Genomic DNA, 13,759 nt, shown 5'->3' on the forward strand with positions numbered 1-13,759 from the left:
CCCGCCGGATCCGTGCGGGCGGCGTCGGGGGAGAGGCGTCCTGCCCGCCTTGCGGGAGAGGACGGGAGGAAGGGCCGTCATGCCGTCGTGGCTCCATCCCCAGTCGCACTGGTTCGTCCTGGCCGTGGCGACCCTGGTGGCGCTTTCGGCCACGCCGGTGGTGCGGGCGCTGGCGGTGCGGTTGGGCGTCGTCGCCCGGCCGACGGCGCGGAGCATGCACCGGGTGCCGGTGCCCCACGTGGGGGGCCTGGCCATCTTCGCGGGGTTCGTCGCGGCCGTGGCCGTGAGCCTGGGCTGGGAAGACCGCGACGTCGTGGCGGTGCTGCTCGGCGGCGTGGTCATGCTGGCCGTCGGCTTGGCCGACGATCTGTGGGACCTGCCGCCCTTGGTCAAGCTGGCCGGGCAGGTGGCGGCGGCGCTGACCGCGGTGGCGGCGGGCGTCCGCATCGAGGTGTTGACCAATCCGCTGGGCCTGTTCACCGCCTCGGGAGCCGACGACCTCCTGGTGCTGGGCGCCTGGGGCGTCCCCCTGACGGTGCTCTGGATCGTGGCCGTCAGCAACGTCATCAACCTGATCGACGGGCTCGACGGGCTGGCCGCCGGCATCGCCTCCATCGCGGCCCTGACGGTGCTGGTGGCGGCGCTGCAGACCGGCCAGCCCATGGAAGTGGTGCTGCTGATGGCCGCGCTGGCCGGCAGCACGCTGGGCTTCTTGCCCTACAACTTCAACCCCGCCAAGATCTTCATGGGCGACACGGGGGCCCTGTTCATCGGCTACACGCTGGCCACCGTCTCGGTGGTGGGCCTCCTCAAGAGCGCGGCGGCCGTGGCGCTGGCGGTCCCCATCATGGTGCTGGCCCTGCCCATCGCCGACACCGCCCTGGCGATCCTGCGGCGCCTGCAGGCCGGGCGGCCGGTCATGGCGGCGGACCGCGACCACCTGCACCACCGGCTGATCCGCATGGGCTTCAGCCACCGCGATGCGGTGCTGGTGATGTACCTGATCACCGCCTGGCTGGCCCTGGGGGCCGTGGCGGTCGCCGAGGGCAACCTGCTGCAGGGCCTGCTCATCGTCGTCACGTTGGCGGCGTCCGTGCACCTGGTGGCGCGCAAGCTGCTGGAGTGGAACCGGCAGCGCCCGCGGCGTCTCGGAAGTTGAAGGAGTGCTTCCCGATCCCATGGAGTCCACCCATCGTGCCCCTCGCCCGGCGGCCGGCGGGGAAGGGGCCGGCGCCTCCCGGGAGGACGACCGCCGGTCCGCACGGGAGAGGCTGCGCTCCCGCCTGGCCGGCACCCGGCGGCCGGGCGACCCGCTGACCGTCCTCGCCGTCTTCGGCACCCGCCCCGAGGCCACCAAGATGGCGCCGGTGATCCAGGAGCTGGGCCGGCGCCCCGGCGTCCGGGTGCAGGTCGCGGTGACGGCGCAGCACCGGGAGCTCTTGGACCAGGTGCTGGACCTCTTCGGCATCCGGCCCGACTTCGACCTGGACATCATGCGGCCGCAGCAGACCCTGACCGACATCACCACCCGCGCCCTGCGGGGCTTGGAGGCGGTGCTGGCCCAGGCTCGGCCCGACCTGGTGCTGGTCCACGGCGACACCACCACGACCCTGGCGGGGGCGCTGGCCGCGTTCTACCGCCAGGTGCCCATCGGCCACGTGGAGGCCGGCCTGCGGACCTACGACAAGTATCAGCCCTTTCCCGAGGAGATCAACCGCCGCCTCACCGACGCCCTGTGCGACCTCCACTTCGCGCCGACGCCGACGGCGCGCGCGAACCTCCTGCGCGAGGGCATCGATCCGGCGGGCATCTTCGTCACGGGCAACACCGCCATCGATGCCCTGCTGGCGGTGGTCCAGCGGGACTACCGCTTCCGACGGGACGAACTGGCCCGCTTCCCCAGCCCGGGTCGGCGCCTGGTCCTCTGCGAGGCGCACCGCCGGGAGAACTGGGGGGCGCCCCTGGAGGAGGTGGCCCGCGCCTTGCGCCGGCTGGTGGAGCGCAACCCCGACGTCGAGCTGGTCTACTCGGTGCACCCCAACCCGGTGGTGGCCGACACCATCCGCCGGCATCTGGAGGGCGTCGAGCGCGTCGCCTTGCTGGATCCTCCCGAGTACGCGGACTGGGCGAACCTGATGGCGCGAGCCACGCTCCTGCTGACCGACTCCGGCGGCCTGCAGGAGGAGGCGCCCGCGCTGGGGCTGCCCGTGCTGCTGTTGCGGGACAAGACGGAGCGCCCCGAGGCCATCGCGGCCGGCACGGTGCTCCAGGTCGGACCCCATGAGGAGCCCATCCTGCGCGAGGCCGAGCGGCTGCTTCGCGACCCCGAGGCCTACCGGCGCGTCGCCCGGGCCCGCAATCCCTTCGGGGATGGGCGTGCCGCCCGCCGGACGGCGGACGCCATCGAATACGCCTTCGGCCTGCGACCCACCCCGCCCGAGCCGTGGAATCCCGAGGGTTGAACCCCGGGGGGAGGCGGATCGCGCGGGGACCCGATGCGCGTCGGGCCTGCATCCGGTTGCCCGTCCCGCGCCCCTTTGTTAAGCTACGGCTGGTATGCTCCCATGCGGGGCCGCCCGCGACGGCCAGGGCGGCCCCGATTGCGGTCGACCTCGGCCGTGCACCCCGGGCGAGGGGACCCCGGCTGCCGCCGGAGGGGGGCTATCGCACCGCGGCGGAGCCGCGCCTGGGGGGAGGTGGCGCCAGCGGTGGGACCGGATCCTCGTCCCCCCGCACCCGGCGGGACGGGTGGGCGCGGCGGGGCCGACCGGCCGCGGCGGTCGGGGCGTGACGTCCGCGGGGTCGGCACGCTCTTCGAACTGGCCTTCACCTTTGCCGGGACCCTCCTGGCGGGCATGGCCGTGGGTTACTACGGCGGTCGCTGGCTCGACCGGGGGCTCGGGACCGATCCGTGGCTGCAGCTGCTCGGCCTGTTGCTGGGCGTCGTCGCCGCCTTTCGCGTGCTTTGGCGGACGTTGCAGCGCCAGGTCGAGGACGACCCAGCCCCACGACAGGGATCGGGCGGAAAGGGCGGCCCTCCTTCGTGAACGAGTTCACAAATTGGCCGGATGTGGCGCTGGGCGCGGCCGCCGGGTTGTGGGGGCTCCTCTGCGGAGCCGTGAACTATGGACTGGTGGCCGGGCCGGTCCGGCGCATGGCATCCACGGTGGATCGAGCGGAGATTGCCACACTTCAACAGCGCGTGCTGGGGCGCTACTTGTTGCGCATGGTCCTGAGTTTTGCTTCACTCTTGATGGTGTTTTGGGTCACCGGCCGGCCGGTGGCCATCCTTTCGGCCCTGGCCGGTCTGCTCGTCGCCGGTGACGTCCCCCTTTTCCTCTCGACGCGAGCGAGGAGGGAGCGGGCTTGAGCCCATGGCTGCAGCTGGCCGCCGCCGGCGGCGAGGCGGCGGGGGGCGCCGACGGGGCCGAGGAAGGCGCCCACGTGGTCTTCCATCTGTTTGGCCTGCCCGTGCACGAGTCCATCGTCACCATGTGGATCGTGATGGGCGTCCTCATCCTCTTCGGCGTTCTCGCCGCCCGCAGCCTCCACCAGGTGCCCCGCAACCGCTTCCAGACGGCGGTGGAGTGGGCGGTCGACGCGCTGTACGGGTTCGTCGCCGACATCATGGGACGGGAGCGAGCCCGGCGCTTCACGCCGCTCCTGGGCTCCTTCTTCCTGCTCATCCTCCTCAGCAACTATACCGGCCTCCTGCCGGTGTTGCCCCATGAGAGCTGGTTCCAGCCGCCGACCAGCCGCTGGGGGGTGACGGGCGGCCTGGCCATCTTCACCTTCGTCGCGGTGCAGGCCTATGGTCTGGCGCACCACGGCCTGGGCTACTTCCGTCGCTTCCTCGAGGGGCCGGTGTTCCTGTGGCCGCTGACCGTGCCGCTGGCGGTGATCGAGGAGCTGATCAAGCCCTTCTCCCTGTCCTTGCGTCTCTTCGCCAACATCTTCGGCGGCGAGGCGGTGTTGTCCGGTCTCCTGGCGGCCATGCCGTGGCTCGTGCCGGCCGGCGTCATGTTCATCGAGGTCATCGCCGGCTTCGTCCAGGCCCTGATCTTCACCATGCTGTCCGCCCTGTACATCGAGGCGGCCACGGCCGAGTTCCACCACGAGCACTGAGCGGTCCGCGCGGGGGCGCTGCAAGGGATCCCCTCCAGCGCGGATCCGCCACGGGCCGCCTGCGGGCCGGCGCGGCGCGGCGGCTGCGGTGCGCCGACGGCGACGCGGTCCGGTGTGGCGCCCGGACGGCAGAAGCGGTCGCGGACGGGGACGAGGGGCCGAGGGTCGCACCGGCCGCCGACCAGGGAGGGAGCCCATACGCCGCCGCGCGGCTCAGGGTTTCGGGGTGCTCAAGGGTTTTGCGGTCTTGACCTGGGTTTGCAGCCTTTACGCCTTTGACTTGACCCGCGGGCGGCTTCGGCGGCCCGTCGGGTGAGGTTTGGGAAAGGAGGGGGAGACGCGGTGGAAGGGATCACCGGCATTGCTTTCTTCTCCGCGTTGGCCGTCATCGGTCTGGCCATCGCGGCGATCGGCTCGGCCACCGGACAGGCCCGGGCTGCGGCCGCGGCGTTGGATGCCATCTGGCGCCAGCCCGAGGCGGCCGGCCGGATCCAGACGGTGCTCATCCTGTCGCTGGCCTTCCTCGAGTCGCTGACCCTGTTCACCTTCGCCCTCGCCTTCCTGTTCGCCGGCCGGGTGGCCGGCTGATGGGACGCCGGCAGGGGCACGGAGGGACGGCCCCTGCCGGCGGCGAGGCGGATGGGGTGGCGGGGGGCGGCCGGCCGCCCGTCAGGGTCTGCCGCGTCGGACCGCCCCCCCATGGCGTCCTGGGGCGGATGGCGAGCCCCCGGCGAAGGGCGGGCGCGCCGGGCGATGCCGGCGCCGCCCGGGGCTGGAGGGAGAACCCGTGCACGTTTCTCCGGAGTTGATCTGGTCGTTCATCAACTTCTTCTTTTTCGTCGCCGTGTTGGGCAAGTTCTTCTGGCGGCCGGTGATGGAGCTGCTGGATCGGCGCCGCGAGGAGATCGAGGCCAACCTGGCGGCGGCCGAACGGGCCCGCGAAGAGGCGGCCCGCAGCGAGGCCGAGTACCGGCAGCGCCTGGCGGCGGCCCAGCGCGAGGCCCAGAGCATCCTGGAGCGGGCCACCCAGTTGGCCGAGGAGGAGCGCCAGCAGCGGCTCGAGGCCGCGCGCCGCGAGGCGGAGCAGCTGCTGGAGCGGGCGCGGGCGACCATCGAACGGGAGAAGGAGCAGGCCATCGCCGCCCTGCGGCGCGAGGTGGCCGACCTCACGCTGCTCGCCACGGAGCGGGTGCTGGGCCGGGCCCTGGACGCCGAAGATCAACGGCGCCTGGTGGCCGAGGCCGTGGAAGAGGTGGCGAACCTGCGATGAGGCGTCGTCCCCTGGCCCAGCGCTACGCCCGGGTGCTCTACGACCTCGGCCGCGAGAGCAGTGAACTCGACCGCCTGGCCGCCGACCTGGACCGGGTGCTGGACGTCTTCGACGAGCACCCGGAGCTGCGCCAGCGCTTCGTCAGCCTGGCCGTCCCGGCGCGCGAGAAGTTCGAGCTGATCGCCTCGGTCTTCGGGGACCGGGTCCACCGCTGGGTGGGCAACCTGCTGCGCCTGCTGGTCCGCCGCCGGCGGGAGGCCCTGTTGCCGGACATCGTGGCCGAGTTCACTGCCCTGCGCGACCGGGAGGCGGGCGTGGTGGAGGCCGAGGTGGAGGCGGCGGCAGAGCTGGATGCCGCCACCCGCCAGCGCCTGGAGGAGGAGCTGGCCCGCACCCTGGGAGCCCGCCGGGTGCGCCTGGCGGTGCGGGTTCGTCCGGAGCTCTTGGGCGGACTGGTGGTGAAGGTCGGCGATCGTCGCCTGGATGCCAGCCTGCGCCGGCGGCTGCTGCAGCTGCATCGGCAGCTGGCCACCGGCGGCGGTGCGTAGGAGGGACGGGCCGGTGAGCATTCGTCCGGAGGAGATCACCGCCATCATCCGGCAGCAGATCGAGAACTTCGAGGGGCGCGCCGAGCTGGAGGACGTCGGCACCGTCATCCAGATCGCCGACGGCGTCGCCACCGTGTACGGGCTCGAGAAGGTCATGGCCAGCGAGCTGGTGGAGTTCCCCAAGAGCGGGGTCTACGGCATGGCCCTGAACTTGACGGAGGACTCCGTCGGCGTCGTGGTCCTCGGGCCGTACACCGACATCAAGGAAGGCGACGAGGTGCGGCGCACCGGCCGCATCATCGAGGTCCCCGTCGGGCCCGAGCTGCTGGGCCGGGTCGTCAACCCCCTGGGGCAGCCCATCGACGGGGGTCCCGCCATCGACGCCAAGCGCACGCGCCCCATCGAGTCGCCGGCGCCCGGCGTGATCATGCGGCAGTCGGTGAACCAGCCGCTGCAGACGGGCTGGAAGGCCATCGACTCCATGATCCCCATCGGGCGCGGGCAGCGCGAGCTGATCATCGGCGACCGCCAGACCGGCAAGACCGCGCTGGCGGTGGACACCATCATCAACCAGAAGGACCAGGACGTGATCTGCGTCTACGTGGCCATCGGCCAGAAGGCGTCGACGGTGGCCGGCGTGGTGGAGACCCTCAAGAAGTACGGCGCCATGGACTACACCATCGTGGTCTCCGCGACCGCCTCGCAGCCGGCGCCGCTGCTCTACATCGCCCCGTACGCCGGCTGCGCCATGGGCGAGTACTTCATGTACGAGGAGCACCGCGACGTCCTGGTGATCTACGACGACCTGACCAAGCAGGCGTGGGCCTACCGCGAGCTGTCCCTGCTCCTGCGGCGGCCGCCGGGACGGGAGGCGTACCCCGGGGACGTGTTCTACCTGCACTCGCGGCTCCTGGAGCGGGCGGCCCGCCTCAGCGACGAGATCGGCGGGGGCTCGCTGACCGCGCTGCCGATCATCGAGACCCAGGCCGGCGACATCTCGGCCTACATCCCGACCAACGTGATCTCCATCACCGACGGCCAGATCTTCCTGGAGTCGGACCTGTTCTACTCCGGTATCCGTCCCGCCATCGACGTCGGCCGCTCCGTGTCCCGCGTCGGCTCCGCGGCCCAGATCAAGGCGATGAAGCAGGTGGCCGGCCGGTTGCGCCTCGACCTGGCGCAGTACCGCGAGCTGGCCGCCTTCGCCCAGTTCGGCTCGGACCTCGACAAGGCGACCCAGGCCCGCCTGGCCCGGGGTCAGCGGGTGACGGAGATCCTCAAGCAGGGCGAGCACGAGCCGATGCCGGTGGAGGAACAGGTGGTCGCCATCTACTGCGGCGTCAACGGCTACCTCGACGACGTGCCCGTCGAGCGCGTGCGGGCGTTCGAGCGCGAGTTCCTCCAGTACCTCAAGCGGTTCCACCCGGAGGTGCTGGAGTCGATCCGGACCGAGAAGGAGATCACCCAGGAGAACGAGCAGCGGCTGCAGGCCGCCATCCAGCAGTTCAAGGCCGGCTTCCTGGGCGAGGGGCAGGAGGGGGCTTCCGGCGCGGCCGAGCCCGCCCGGCAGGTGCAGCGGGCGTCGTGACGGACGCCGGGAAGGGTGATTCGCCATGGCCTCGATGCGGGACATCCGGCGTCGCATCCGCGCGGTGCGGAACACCCAACAGATCACCCGCGCGATGTACATGGTCGCCGCCGCGAAGCTCAAGCGGGCCGAGGAGGCCGCCCGCTCCGGCCGGCCGTACGCCAACGCCCTGCGGGCCATGCTGGCCCGCCTGGCCGGATCCGAGCAGGCGCGCCAGCATCCGCTGGTGGCGCCGCGACCCGTCCGCCGCGTGGGCTTGGTGATCGTCACCGGCGACCGCGGCCTGGCGGGCAGCTACAACGCCAACGTGATCCGGCGGGCCGAGCAGGAGCTGCGCCAGCTGCCGCCGGACGTGGAGCCGGTCCTGGTGGCGGTGGGGCGGAAGGGACGCGACCACTTCCGCCGCCGCGGCCACGCCTTCGCCCGGGAGCTCACCGGCCTGGGCGAGGACGTGGACTTCGCCACCGCCCGGGACCTGGCGCGGTGGCTGGTGGACCGCTATCTGTCCGGCGACGTCGACGAGGTGCGCCTGGTCTACACCGAGTACCGGTCGGCCATCAGCCAGCGGCCGGTGGTGACCCGCCTCCTGCCCGTCGCCGGGCTGGACGAACCGGCCGGCGGCGCGGCCGCGGGCCCGGCGGCGGACCGGGGTGCGGCGCCGGGCGGGGCGTCCGGGCGCGCGGCGGCGAGCGGCGCGCTGGCCGGCGGTCCGCAGGTCGCAGCCGAGCGCCCGGCGGGCAGCGGTCCCCAGGGTGTGCGCGAGTACATCTACGAGCCGTCGGAGCGGGCGGTGCTGGAGGCCCTGCTGCCCAAGTACGTGCAGATCCTGGTCTTCCGGGCCCTGCAGGAGGCCAAGGCCAGCGAGCACGGGGCGCGGATGACGGCGATGAAGAACGCGACGGACAACGCGGCCGAGCTGATCGAGACGCTGACCCTGGCGTACAACCGCGCCCGCCAGGCGGCCATCACCAAGGAGCTGGCGGAGATCGTCAGCGGCGCCGAGGCCCTCAAGGGCTGATCCCGCGCCGCCGTCCCCCGCGGCCCGCTGCGGGCTTCGGCGGGCCGGGGCCGACGGGAGCGTCGCCGGCCCGCGGCCGGCGCGGGCGCCGGTTCGTCCGATGCGCCATCCCGAGCCGCCGGGGGCGGAAGCGGTTCCACCCCGGGACCGCCGGCCCGGCGGCGGGCGGAGGAGCGGCGGAGCAAGCCGGGGGCAGGCGCGGTGGGACGGCGGCGATGCCCGTCCCGAGGCGCCGCGGACCGGAGGGAGACTGCCATGGCCGAGCAGAACGTGGGCCGGGTCGTCCAGGTGATCGGCCCGGTGGTCGACATCGAGTTCCCCGAGGGCAAGCTGCCGGACATCTACAACGCCATCAAGATCCAGGCCAAGACCGAGCAGGTGGAGATCGACCTAACGGTGGAGGCGGCGCAGCACCTGGGCAACAACGTGGTCCGGTGCGTCGCCATGGCCTCCACCGACGGGCTGCAGCGGGGCATGCCCGCCGTCGACACCGGCGGCCCGATCACCGTGCCCGTGGGCCGCGAGGTGCTGGGGCGGATGTTCAACGTGCTGGGCGAGCCCATCGACGGCAAGGAGCCGCCCAAGACGAAGAAGCGCTATCCCATCCACCGGCCGGCGCCCGACGTGGCCGACGTGAACCCCGCCACGGAGATCCTGGAGACGGGCATCAAGGTCATCGACCTGATCTGCCCCTTCGCCCGCGGCGGGAAGGTCGGCCTGTTCGGCGGCGCCGGCGTGGGCAAGACCGTGATCATCATGGAGCTGATCCACAACATCGCCTACAAGCACGGCGGCTTCTCCGTCTTCGCCGGCGTGGGCGAGCGCACCCGCGAGGGCAACGACCTGTACCACGAGCTCAAGGAGTCCGGGGTCCTCGACAAGACGGCCCTGGTCTTCGGTCAGATGAACGAGCCGCCAGGCGCCCGTCTGCGGGTGGGCCTGACGGGCCTGGCCATGGCCGAGTACTTCCGGGACGAAGAGGGCCAGGACCTGCTGCTGTTCATCGACAACATCTTCCGCTTCACCCAGGCCGGGTCCGAGGTGTCGGCGCTGCTCGGCCGCATGCCCAGCGCCGTGGGCTACCAGCCCACCCTGGCCACGGAGATGGGCAACCTGCAGGAGCGCATCACCACGACGCGGAAGGGATCCATCACCTCGGTGCAGGCGGTGTACGTCCCCGCCGACGACTACACCGACCCGGCGCCGGTGACCACCTTCGCGCACCTGGACTCCACGGTGCGCCTGGAGCGCGCCATCGCCGAGCGCGGCATCTACCCGGCCGTCGACCCGCTGGCCTCCACCTCCCGGATCCTGGACCCCAACATCGTGGGCCAGGAACACTACGAGGTGGCGCGCGGCGTCCAGCAGGTCCTGCAGCGGTACAAGGACCTGCAGGACATCATCGCCATCCTGGGGATGGACGAGCTCACCGAGGAGGACAAGCTGATCGTCCAGCGGGCGCGCAAGCTGGAGCGCTTCCTGTCCCAGCCCTTCTTCGTGGCCGAGGTCTTCACCGGCACGCCCGGCAAGTACGTCAGCCGCGAGGAGACGGTGCGCGGCTTCAAGGAGATCCTCGAGGGCAAGCACGACGACCTGCCCGAGGCCGCCTTCTACATGGTGGGCACCATCGACGAGGCCGTGGAGAAGGCCAAGACCCTGGTCTGAGAGGGGCGACACCATGGCGGAGCGCGCCATCACGCTGGAGGTCATCACGCCCGAGCGGGTCGTCTTCCGCGAGGAGGTCGACTCGCTGATCGTGCCCGGGTCCGAGGGCCTGCTGGGCGTGCTGCCCGACCACGCGCCCATGGTGGCGACCCTGAAGATCGGCATCCTGAGCTACCGCAAGGGCGGCGAGCGGCGGCGCGTGGCCGTGGCCGGCGGGTTCTTCGAGGTGGCGGACAACCACGCGGTGGTCCTCTCCGACGCCGCCGAACGCGCGGAAGAGATCGACGTGGCGCGGGCGCGGGCGGCCGCGGAGCGGGCCCGGCGCCGGCTGGCCGAGCGGGACGCCAACTGGGACTTCGAGCGCGCCCGCGCCGCCTTGCACCGCGCCCTCAACCGCCTGCGCGCCGCGGGGGCGGACACCGGCGACCTGGTCTGACGGCGCCGGACGGCGGAACCGGTCCGGCGATGGCCGACGCGCCGGGCCGGGGTCGTGCCGGGGGTGGCCGCCGGGAGTCGCCTGGAACCCCGCGGGGGCCGGAGGCGATAACATACATGGGGATGCACGCGACGGCCGGCGGGGCGGTGCCCGCGGGTCCGGGCACAAGCGGGCCGCGGTGTGCGAATCCCATATCGGCGGCGCGCCCGGGCGGACGGGTTGCGATTCCGCGGCGGCGTCGCGGCGGCACGCCGCCGCGGTCCTGGCGGCCACCCGCCGGCCGGGCGTGGCCCTGGAGGGGGTTGAGACGGTGGAACGGATCGTGGTTCGCGGCGGGCGCCCCCTCAAGGGTCAGGTGAGGATCAGCGGTGCCAAGAACGCGGCCTTGCCAATCCTGGCGGCCACCCTGCTGGCGGAGGAACCGTGCTTCCTCCACGACATCCCGGCGCTGGACGACGTCGACACCATGATCCGTCTCCTGCGGGCGCTGGGCGTCGTGGTGGGGCCGGCCGCCGACGGCGGCCTGGCGGTCCAGCCGGCCGACGAACTGGCCTACGCCGCGCCGTACCAGCTGGTGCGGCGCATGCGGGCCTCCATCCTGGTGCTGGGTCCGCTGCTGGCCCGCCTGGGCCGGGCCCGGGCGGCCATGCCCGGGGGTTGTGCCATCGGCCAGCGGCCCATCGACTTGCACCTCAAGGGCTTCGCCGCCCTGGGTGCCGAGGTCGAGGTCAGCGGAGGCCAGGTGGAGGTGCGTGCGCCCCACGGCCTGCGCGGCACGTCGATCTACCTCGACGTGCCCAGCGTCGGGGCCACGGAGAACATCATGATGGCCGCGGTGCTGGCCGAGGGCACCACCACCATCGAGAACGCGGCGGAGGAACCGGAGGTCGTCGATCTGGCCAACTTCCTCAACACGCTGGGTGCCGACGTGCGCGGCGCGGGGACGAAGGTGATCCAGATCCGCGGCGTCCCGGCGCTGGGCGGGGGCACCTACGCGGTGATCCCCGACCGCATCGAGGCCGGCACCTTCCTGCTGGCGCCCGTCATCGCCGGCGGCCAGGTGACCGCCACCGGCGTGGTGCCGGAGCACCTCAAGTCCCTGCTGGCCAAGCTGCGGGAGATGGGCGCCGAGGTGGTGGTGGACGGGGACCAGCTGACGGTGGCCATGGACGGGCGGCCGCGGGCCGTCGACATCAAGACCCTGCCGTACCCGGGCTTCCCCACCGACCTGCAGGCGCCCACCATGGCCGCGCTGGCGACCGCCGAGGGCACGGCGACGGTGACCGAGACCCTGTTCGAGAACCGCTTCACCCACGTGCCGGAGCTGCGCCGGATGGGCGCCCACATCCAGATCCAGGGCCAGACCGCCATCGTCACCGGCGTCGAGCGGCTGCAGGGGGCTCCCGTGACGGCCACGGACCTGCGCTCAGGGGCCGCCCTGGTGCTGGCGGGCCTGGGTGCCGAGGGGATCACCGAGGTCAGCGGCGTCCACCACATCGACCGGGGCTACGTGGCCATCGAGCAGAAGCTGCGGGGGCTGGGAGCCGACGTGGAGCGCCTGAGCACGGAGGACGACCCGGTGGTCGCCGAACTGCTGGCCCGCTGACGGGCGGCGCTGACGGGCTGCCCAGCGTGGGCCGGGCCCATGGCGGGCCGGACACCTCCGGTGCCCTCCGCAGGCGGCGGACCGCCGGTGCCCCATGCAGATGGCACACTGCGAGGTGCATGCCCGGGGGCTCGCGCGATGGCGCACGGGCGCCATCGCGCGAGCCCCCGGGGTGCTCACGGGGCCGGGCGGGGCCGGGCGGGGCCGGGTGGCCCCGCCCGGCCCCGGGGGCTTGGGGCTCAAGGCATGTCCCCGGTCGTCCCCACATAGACATCCTCACGTGGGTCGGGTCCGCCCGCGCATCCTCCCGGGGATCGGGACCGCGGGAGCCGCGGGCGGACAACCCGGCGGAGGCCGCGCCGAGACTTGGCCGTGGCTGACAGTGCGGCCACGGCCGCGCGGCGGGGAGGGGTGGCCCGTGGCCCTGCGGCCGGCATGGCGCCGTCCGGTGGCCGGCTGGTTCCTCCTGGTCCTGGCGCTGACGGTCTTGCTGCCGTTCCTCGTGGTGATCAGCCGGGGCCTGCGCATCGAGGGGCCCGAGAGCCCGCTGGTGCCCCTCGACCCGGGCGAGCTGCCCGTGCGCGTGTGGGTGCCCGGCACCCAGGCCGTGGAGACCCTGCCCCTGGAGGTCTACCTCACCGGGGTGGTGGCGGCCGAGATGCCCGCCACCTTCCACCCCGAGGCCCTCAAGGCGCAGGCGGTGGCCGCCCGCACCTTTGCGGTGCGCCAGATGCGGGTCTTCGGCGGGCCGGGCTGCCGGGAGCACCCCGACGCCGACGTCTGCGGCGACCCCCAGACGGGCCAGGCGTGGCAGCCCCTGGCGGCGCGGCGACGCGAGTGGGGCCTGCTCGACGGCTGGCGCTTCACCCGCAAGATCCAGGACGCGGTCCGGGAGACGGCCGGGCTGATCCTGGTGTACCAAGGCGCGCCCATCGACGCGGTCTACCACTCCACGTCGGGCGGCCGCACCGAGGCGGCCGCCGCCGTGTGGGGCAACGACGTCCCCTACCTGCGGCCCGTGGAGTCGCCCTGGGAGACCGCCTCACCCCACTGGCGCAGCACGAAGGCGATGTCGCTGGCGGACTTCGCCCGCCGCCTGCAGGTCGACGCCAAGGTGGTGCGCCAGCTGCCCCAGGGGCAGTGCTTCGCCCGCATCGAGCCGTCGCCCGGCGGCCGCGTGGGCCGGGCCACGGTGGGCGACAGGACGTTCACCGGCCCCGAGCTCCGCCAGCGGCTGGAGCTGCCGTCCACGTGGTGGAGCTGCCAGCGACAGGGTGACCGCGTGGTCTTCGCGATCCGCGGATGGGGCCACGGGGTCGGCATGTCCCAGTACGGCGCCGAGGGTATGGCTCGCCAGGGACACACCTACGAGGCGATCCTCCGCCACTACTACCCGGGGACCACGCTGCGGCCCATCTTCGCGGAATGACGGCGGCGGCACGAGGCCGCGGCGCGCTCCTGCACGCGCGCTCCTGCATAAAAGCACCAGCCCTGGCAACACTA

The 13,759-nt window shown here is 73.0% G+C and carries 14 protein-coding genes; all 14 read left to right on the top strand.

The features are described from left to right. Nucleotides 1–79: 79 nt before the first annotated feature. The 14 genes from E1B22_RS04365 (at nt 80) to spoIID (ending at nt 13,685) form a co-directional block, all read left to right on the top strand. Nucleotides 80–1,159: a glycosyltransferase family 4 protein gene (locus E1B22_RS04365; RefSeq protein ID WP_135224705.1), complete on the top strand. Its 1,080-nt coding sequence runs from the start codon at nt 80–82 to the stop codon at nt 1,157–1,159. Between the two features lie 4 nt (nt 1,160–1,163). Continuing rightward, nucleotides 1,164–2,462 carry a non-hydrolyzing UDP-N-acetylglucosamine 2-epimerase gene (wecB, locus tag E1B22_RS04370; protein ID WP_256369297.1) on the top strand — a complete coding sequence of 433 codons (1,299 nt, stop codon included), beginning with the start codon at nt 1,164–1,166 and terminating at the stop codon, nt 2,460–2,462. Nucleotides 2,463–2,708: 246 nt separating this feature from the next. After that, complete coding sequence (locus E1B22_RS04375; RefSeq protein ID WP_135224706.1) at nt 2,709–3,047, top strand: AtpZ/AtpI family protein; 339 nt, start codon at nt 2,709–2,711, stop codon at nt 3,045–3,047. Continuing rightward, on the top strand, nt 3,044–3,370 hold the full coding sequence (locus E1B22_RS04380) for a hypothetical protein (RefSeq protein ID WP_135224707.1): 327 nt from the start codon (nt 3,044–3,046) through the stop codon (nt 3,368–3,370). Before E1B22_RS04375 ends, E1B22_RS04380 begins: the two co-directional genes overlap by 4 nt. Then, nucleotides 3,367–4,125, top strand: a complete 759-nt coding sequence (gene atpB, locus E1B22_RS04385; RefSeq protein ID WP_135224708.1) for a F0F1 ATP synthase subunit A — start codon at nt 3,367–3,369, stop codon at nt 4,123–4,125. The genes E1B22_RS04380 and atpB overlap by 4 nt, the downstream gene beginning before the upstream one ends. 342 nt (nt 4,126–4,467) lie before the next feature. Continuing rightward, nucleotides 4,468–4,713 (top strand): ATP synthase F0 subunit C, encoded by a 246-nt coding sequence (locus E1B22_RS04390; protein ID WP_135224709.1) that lies wholly within the window; start codon nt 4,468–4,470, stop codon nt 4,711–4,713. 199 nt (nt 4,714–4,912) lie between these two features. Continuing rightward, the gene (atpF, locus tag E1B22_RS04395; protein WP_135224710.1) at nt 4,913–5,395 is read left to right on the top strand and encodes a F0F1 ATP synthase subunit B; all 483 of its coding nucleotides are present in this window, start codon (nt 4,913–4,915) and stop codon (nt 5,393–5,395) included. Beyond that, entirely contained in the window at nt 5,392–5,943 is a 552-nt protein-coding gene (gene atpH, locus E1B22_RS04400) for an ATP synthase F1 subunit delta (protein WP_135224711.1), read from the top strand. The genes atpF and atpH overlap by 4 nt, the downstream gene beginning before the upstream one ends. Nucleotides 5,944–5,956: 13 nt before the next feature. Beyond that, the gene (atpA, locus tag E1B22_RS04405; protein WP_135224712.1) at nt 5,957–7,531 is read left to right on the top strand and encodes a F0F1 ATP synthase subunit alpha; all 1,575 of its coding nucleotides are present in this window, start codon (nt 5,957–5,959) and stop codon (nt 7,529–7,531) included. Between the two features lie 25 nt (nt 7,532–7,556). Then, on the top strand, nt 7,557–8,549 hold the full coding sequence (gene atpG, locus E1B22_RS04410; protein ID WP_167758845.1) for an ATP synthase F1 subunit gamma: 993 nt from the start codon (nt 7,557–7,559) through the stop codon (nt 8,547–8,549). Nucleotides 8,550–8,804: 255 nt separating this feature from the next. Then, on the top strand, nt 8,805–10,214 hold the full coding sequence (gene atpD / locus E1B22_RS04415; RefSeq protein WP_135224713.1) for a F0F1 ATP synthase subunit beta: 1,410 nt from the start codon (nt 8,805–8,807) through the stop codon (nt 10,212–10,214). A gap of 13 nt (nt 10,215–10,227) precedes the next feature. Then, the gene (locus E1B22_RS04420) at nt 10,228–10,650 is read left to right on the top strand and encodes a F0F1 ATP synthase subunit epsilon (protein ID WP_135224714.1); all 423 of its coding nucleotides are present in this window, start codon (nt 10,228–10,230) and stop codon (nt 10,648–10,650) included. A gap of 310 nt (nt 10,651–10,960) precedes the next feature. Beyond that, nucleotides 10,961–12,256 (top strand): UDP-N-acetylglucosamine 1-carboxyvinyltransferase, encoded by a 1,296-nt coding sequence (murA, locus tag E1B22_RS04425; protein ID WP_135224715.1) that lies wholly within the window; start codon nt 10,961–10,963, stop codon nt 12,254–12,256. A 418-nt stretch (nt 12,257–12,674) separates the two neighbouring features. After that, complete coding sequence (gene spoIID, locus E1B22_RS04430) at nt 12,675–13,685, top strand: stage II sporulation protein D (protein WP_135224716.1); 1,011 nt, start codon at nt 12,675–12,677, stop codon at nt 13,683–13,685. Nucleotides 13,686–13,759 lie beyond the last annotated feature (74 nt).

This window comes from Thermaerobacter sp. FW80, assembly GCF_004634385.1.
In the GTDB taxonomy this organism is placed as follows: domain Bacteria; phylum Bacillota; class Sulfobacillia; order Thermaerobacterales; family Thermaerobacteraceae; genus Thermaerobacter; species Thermaerobacter composti.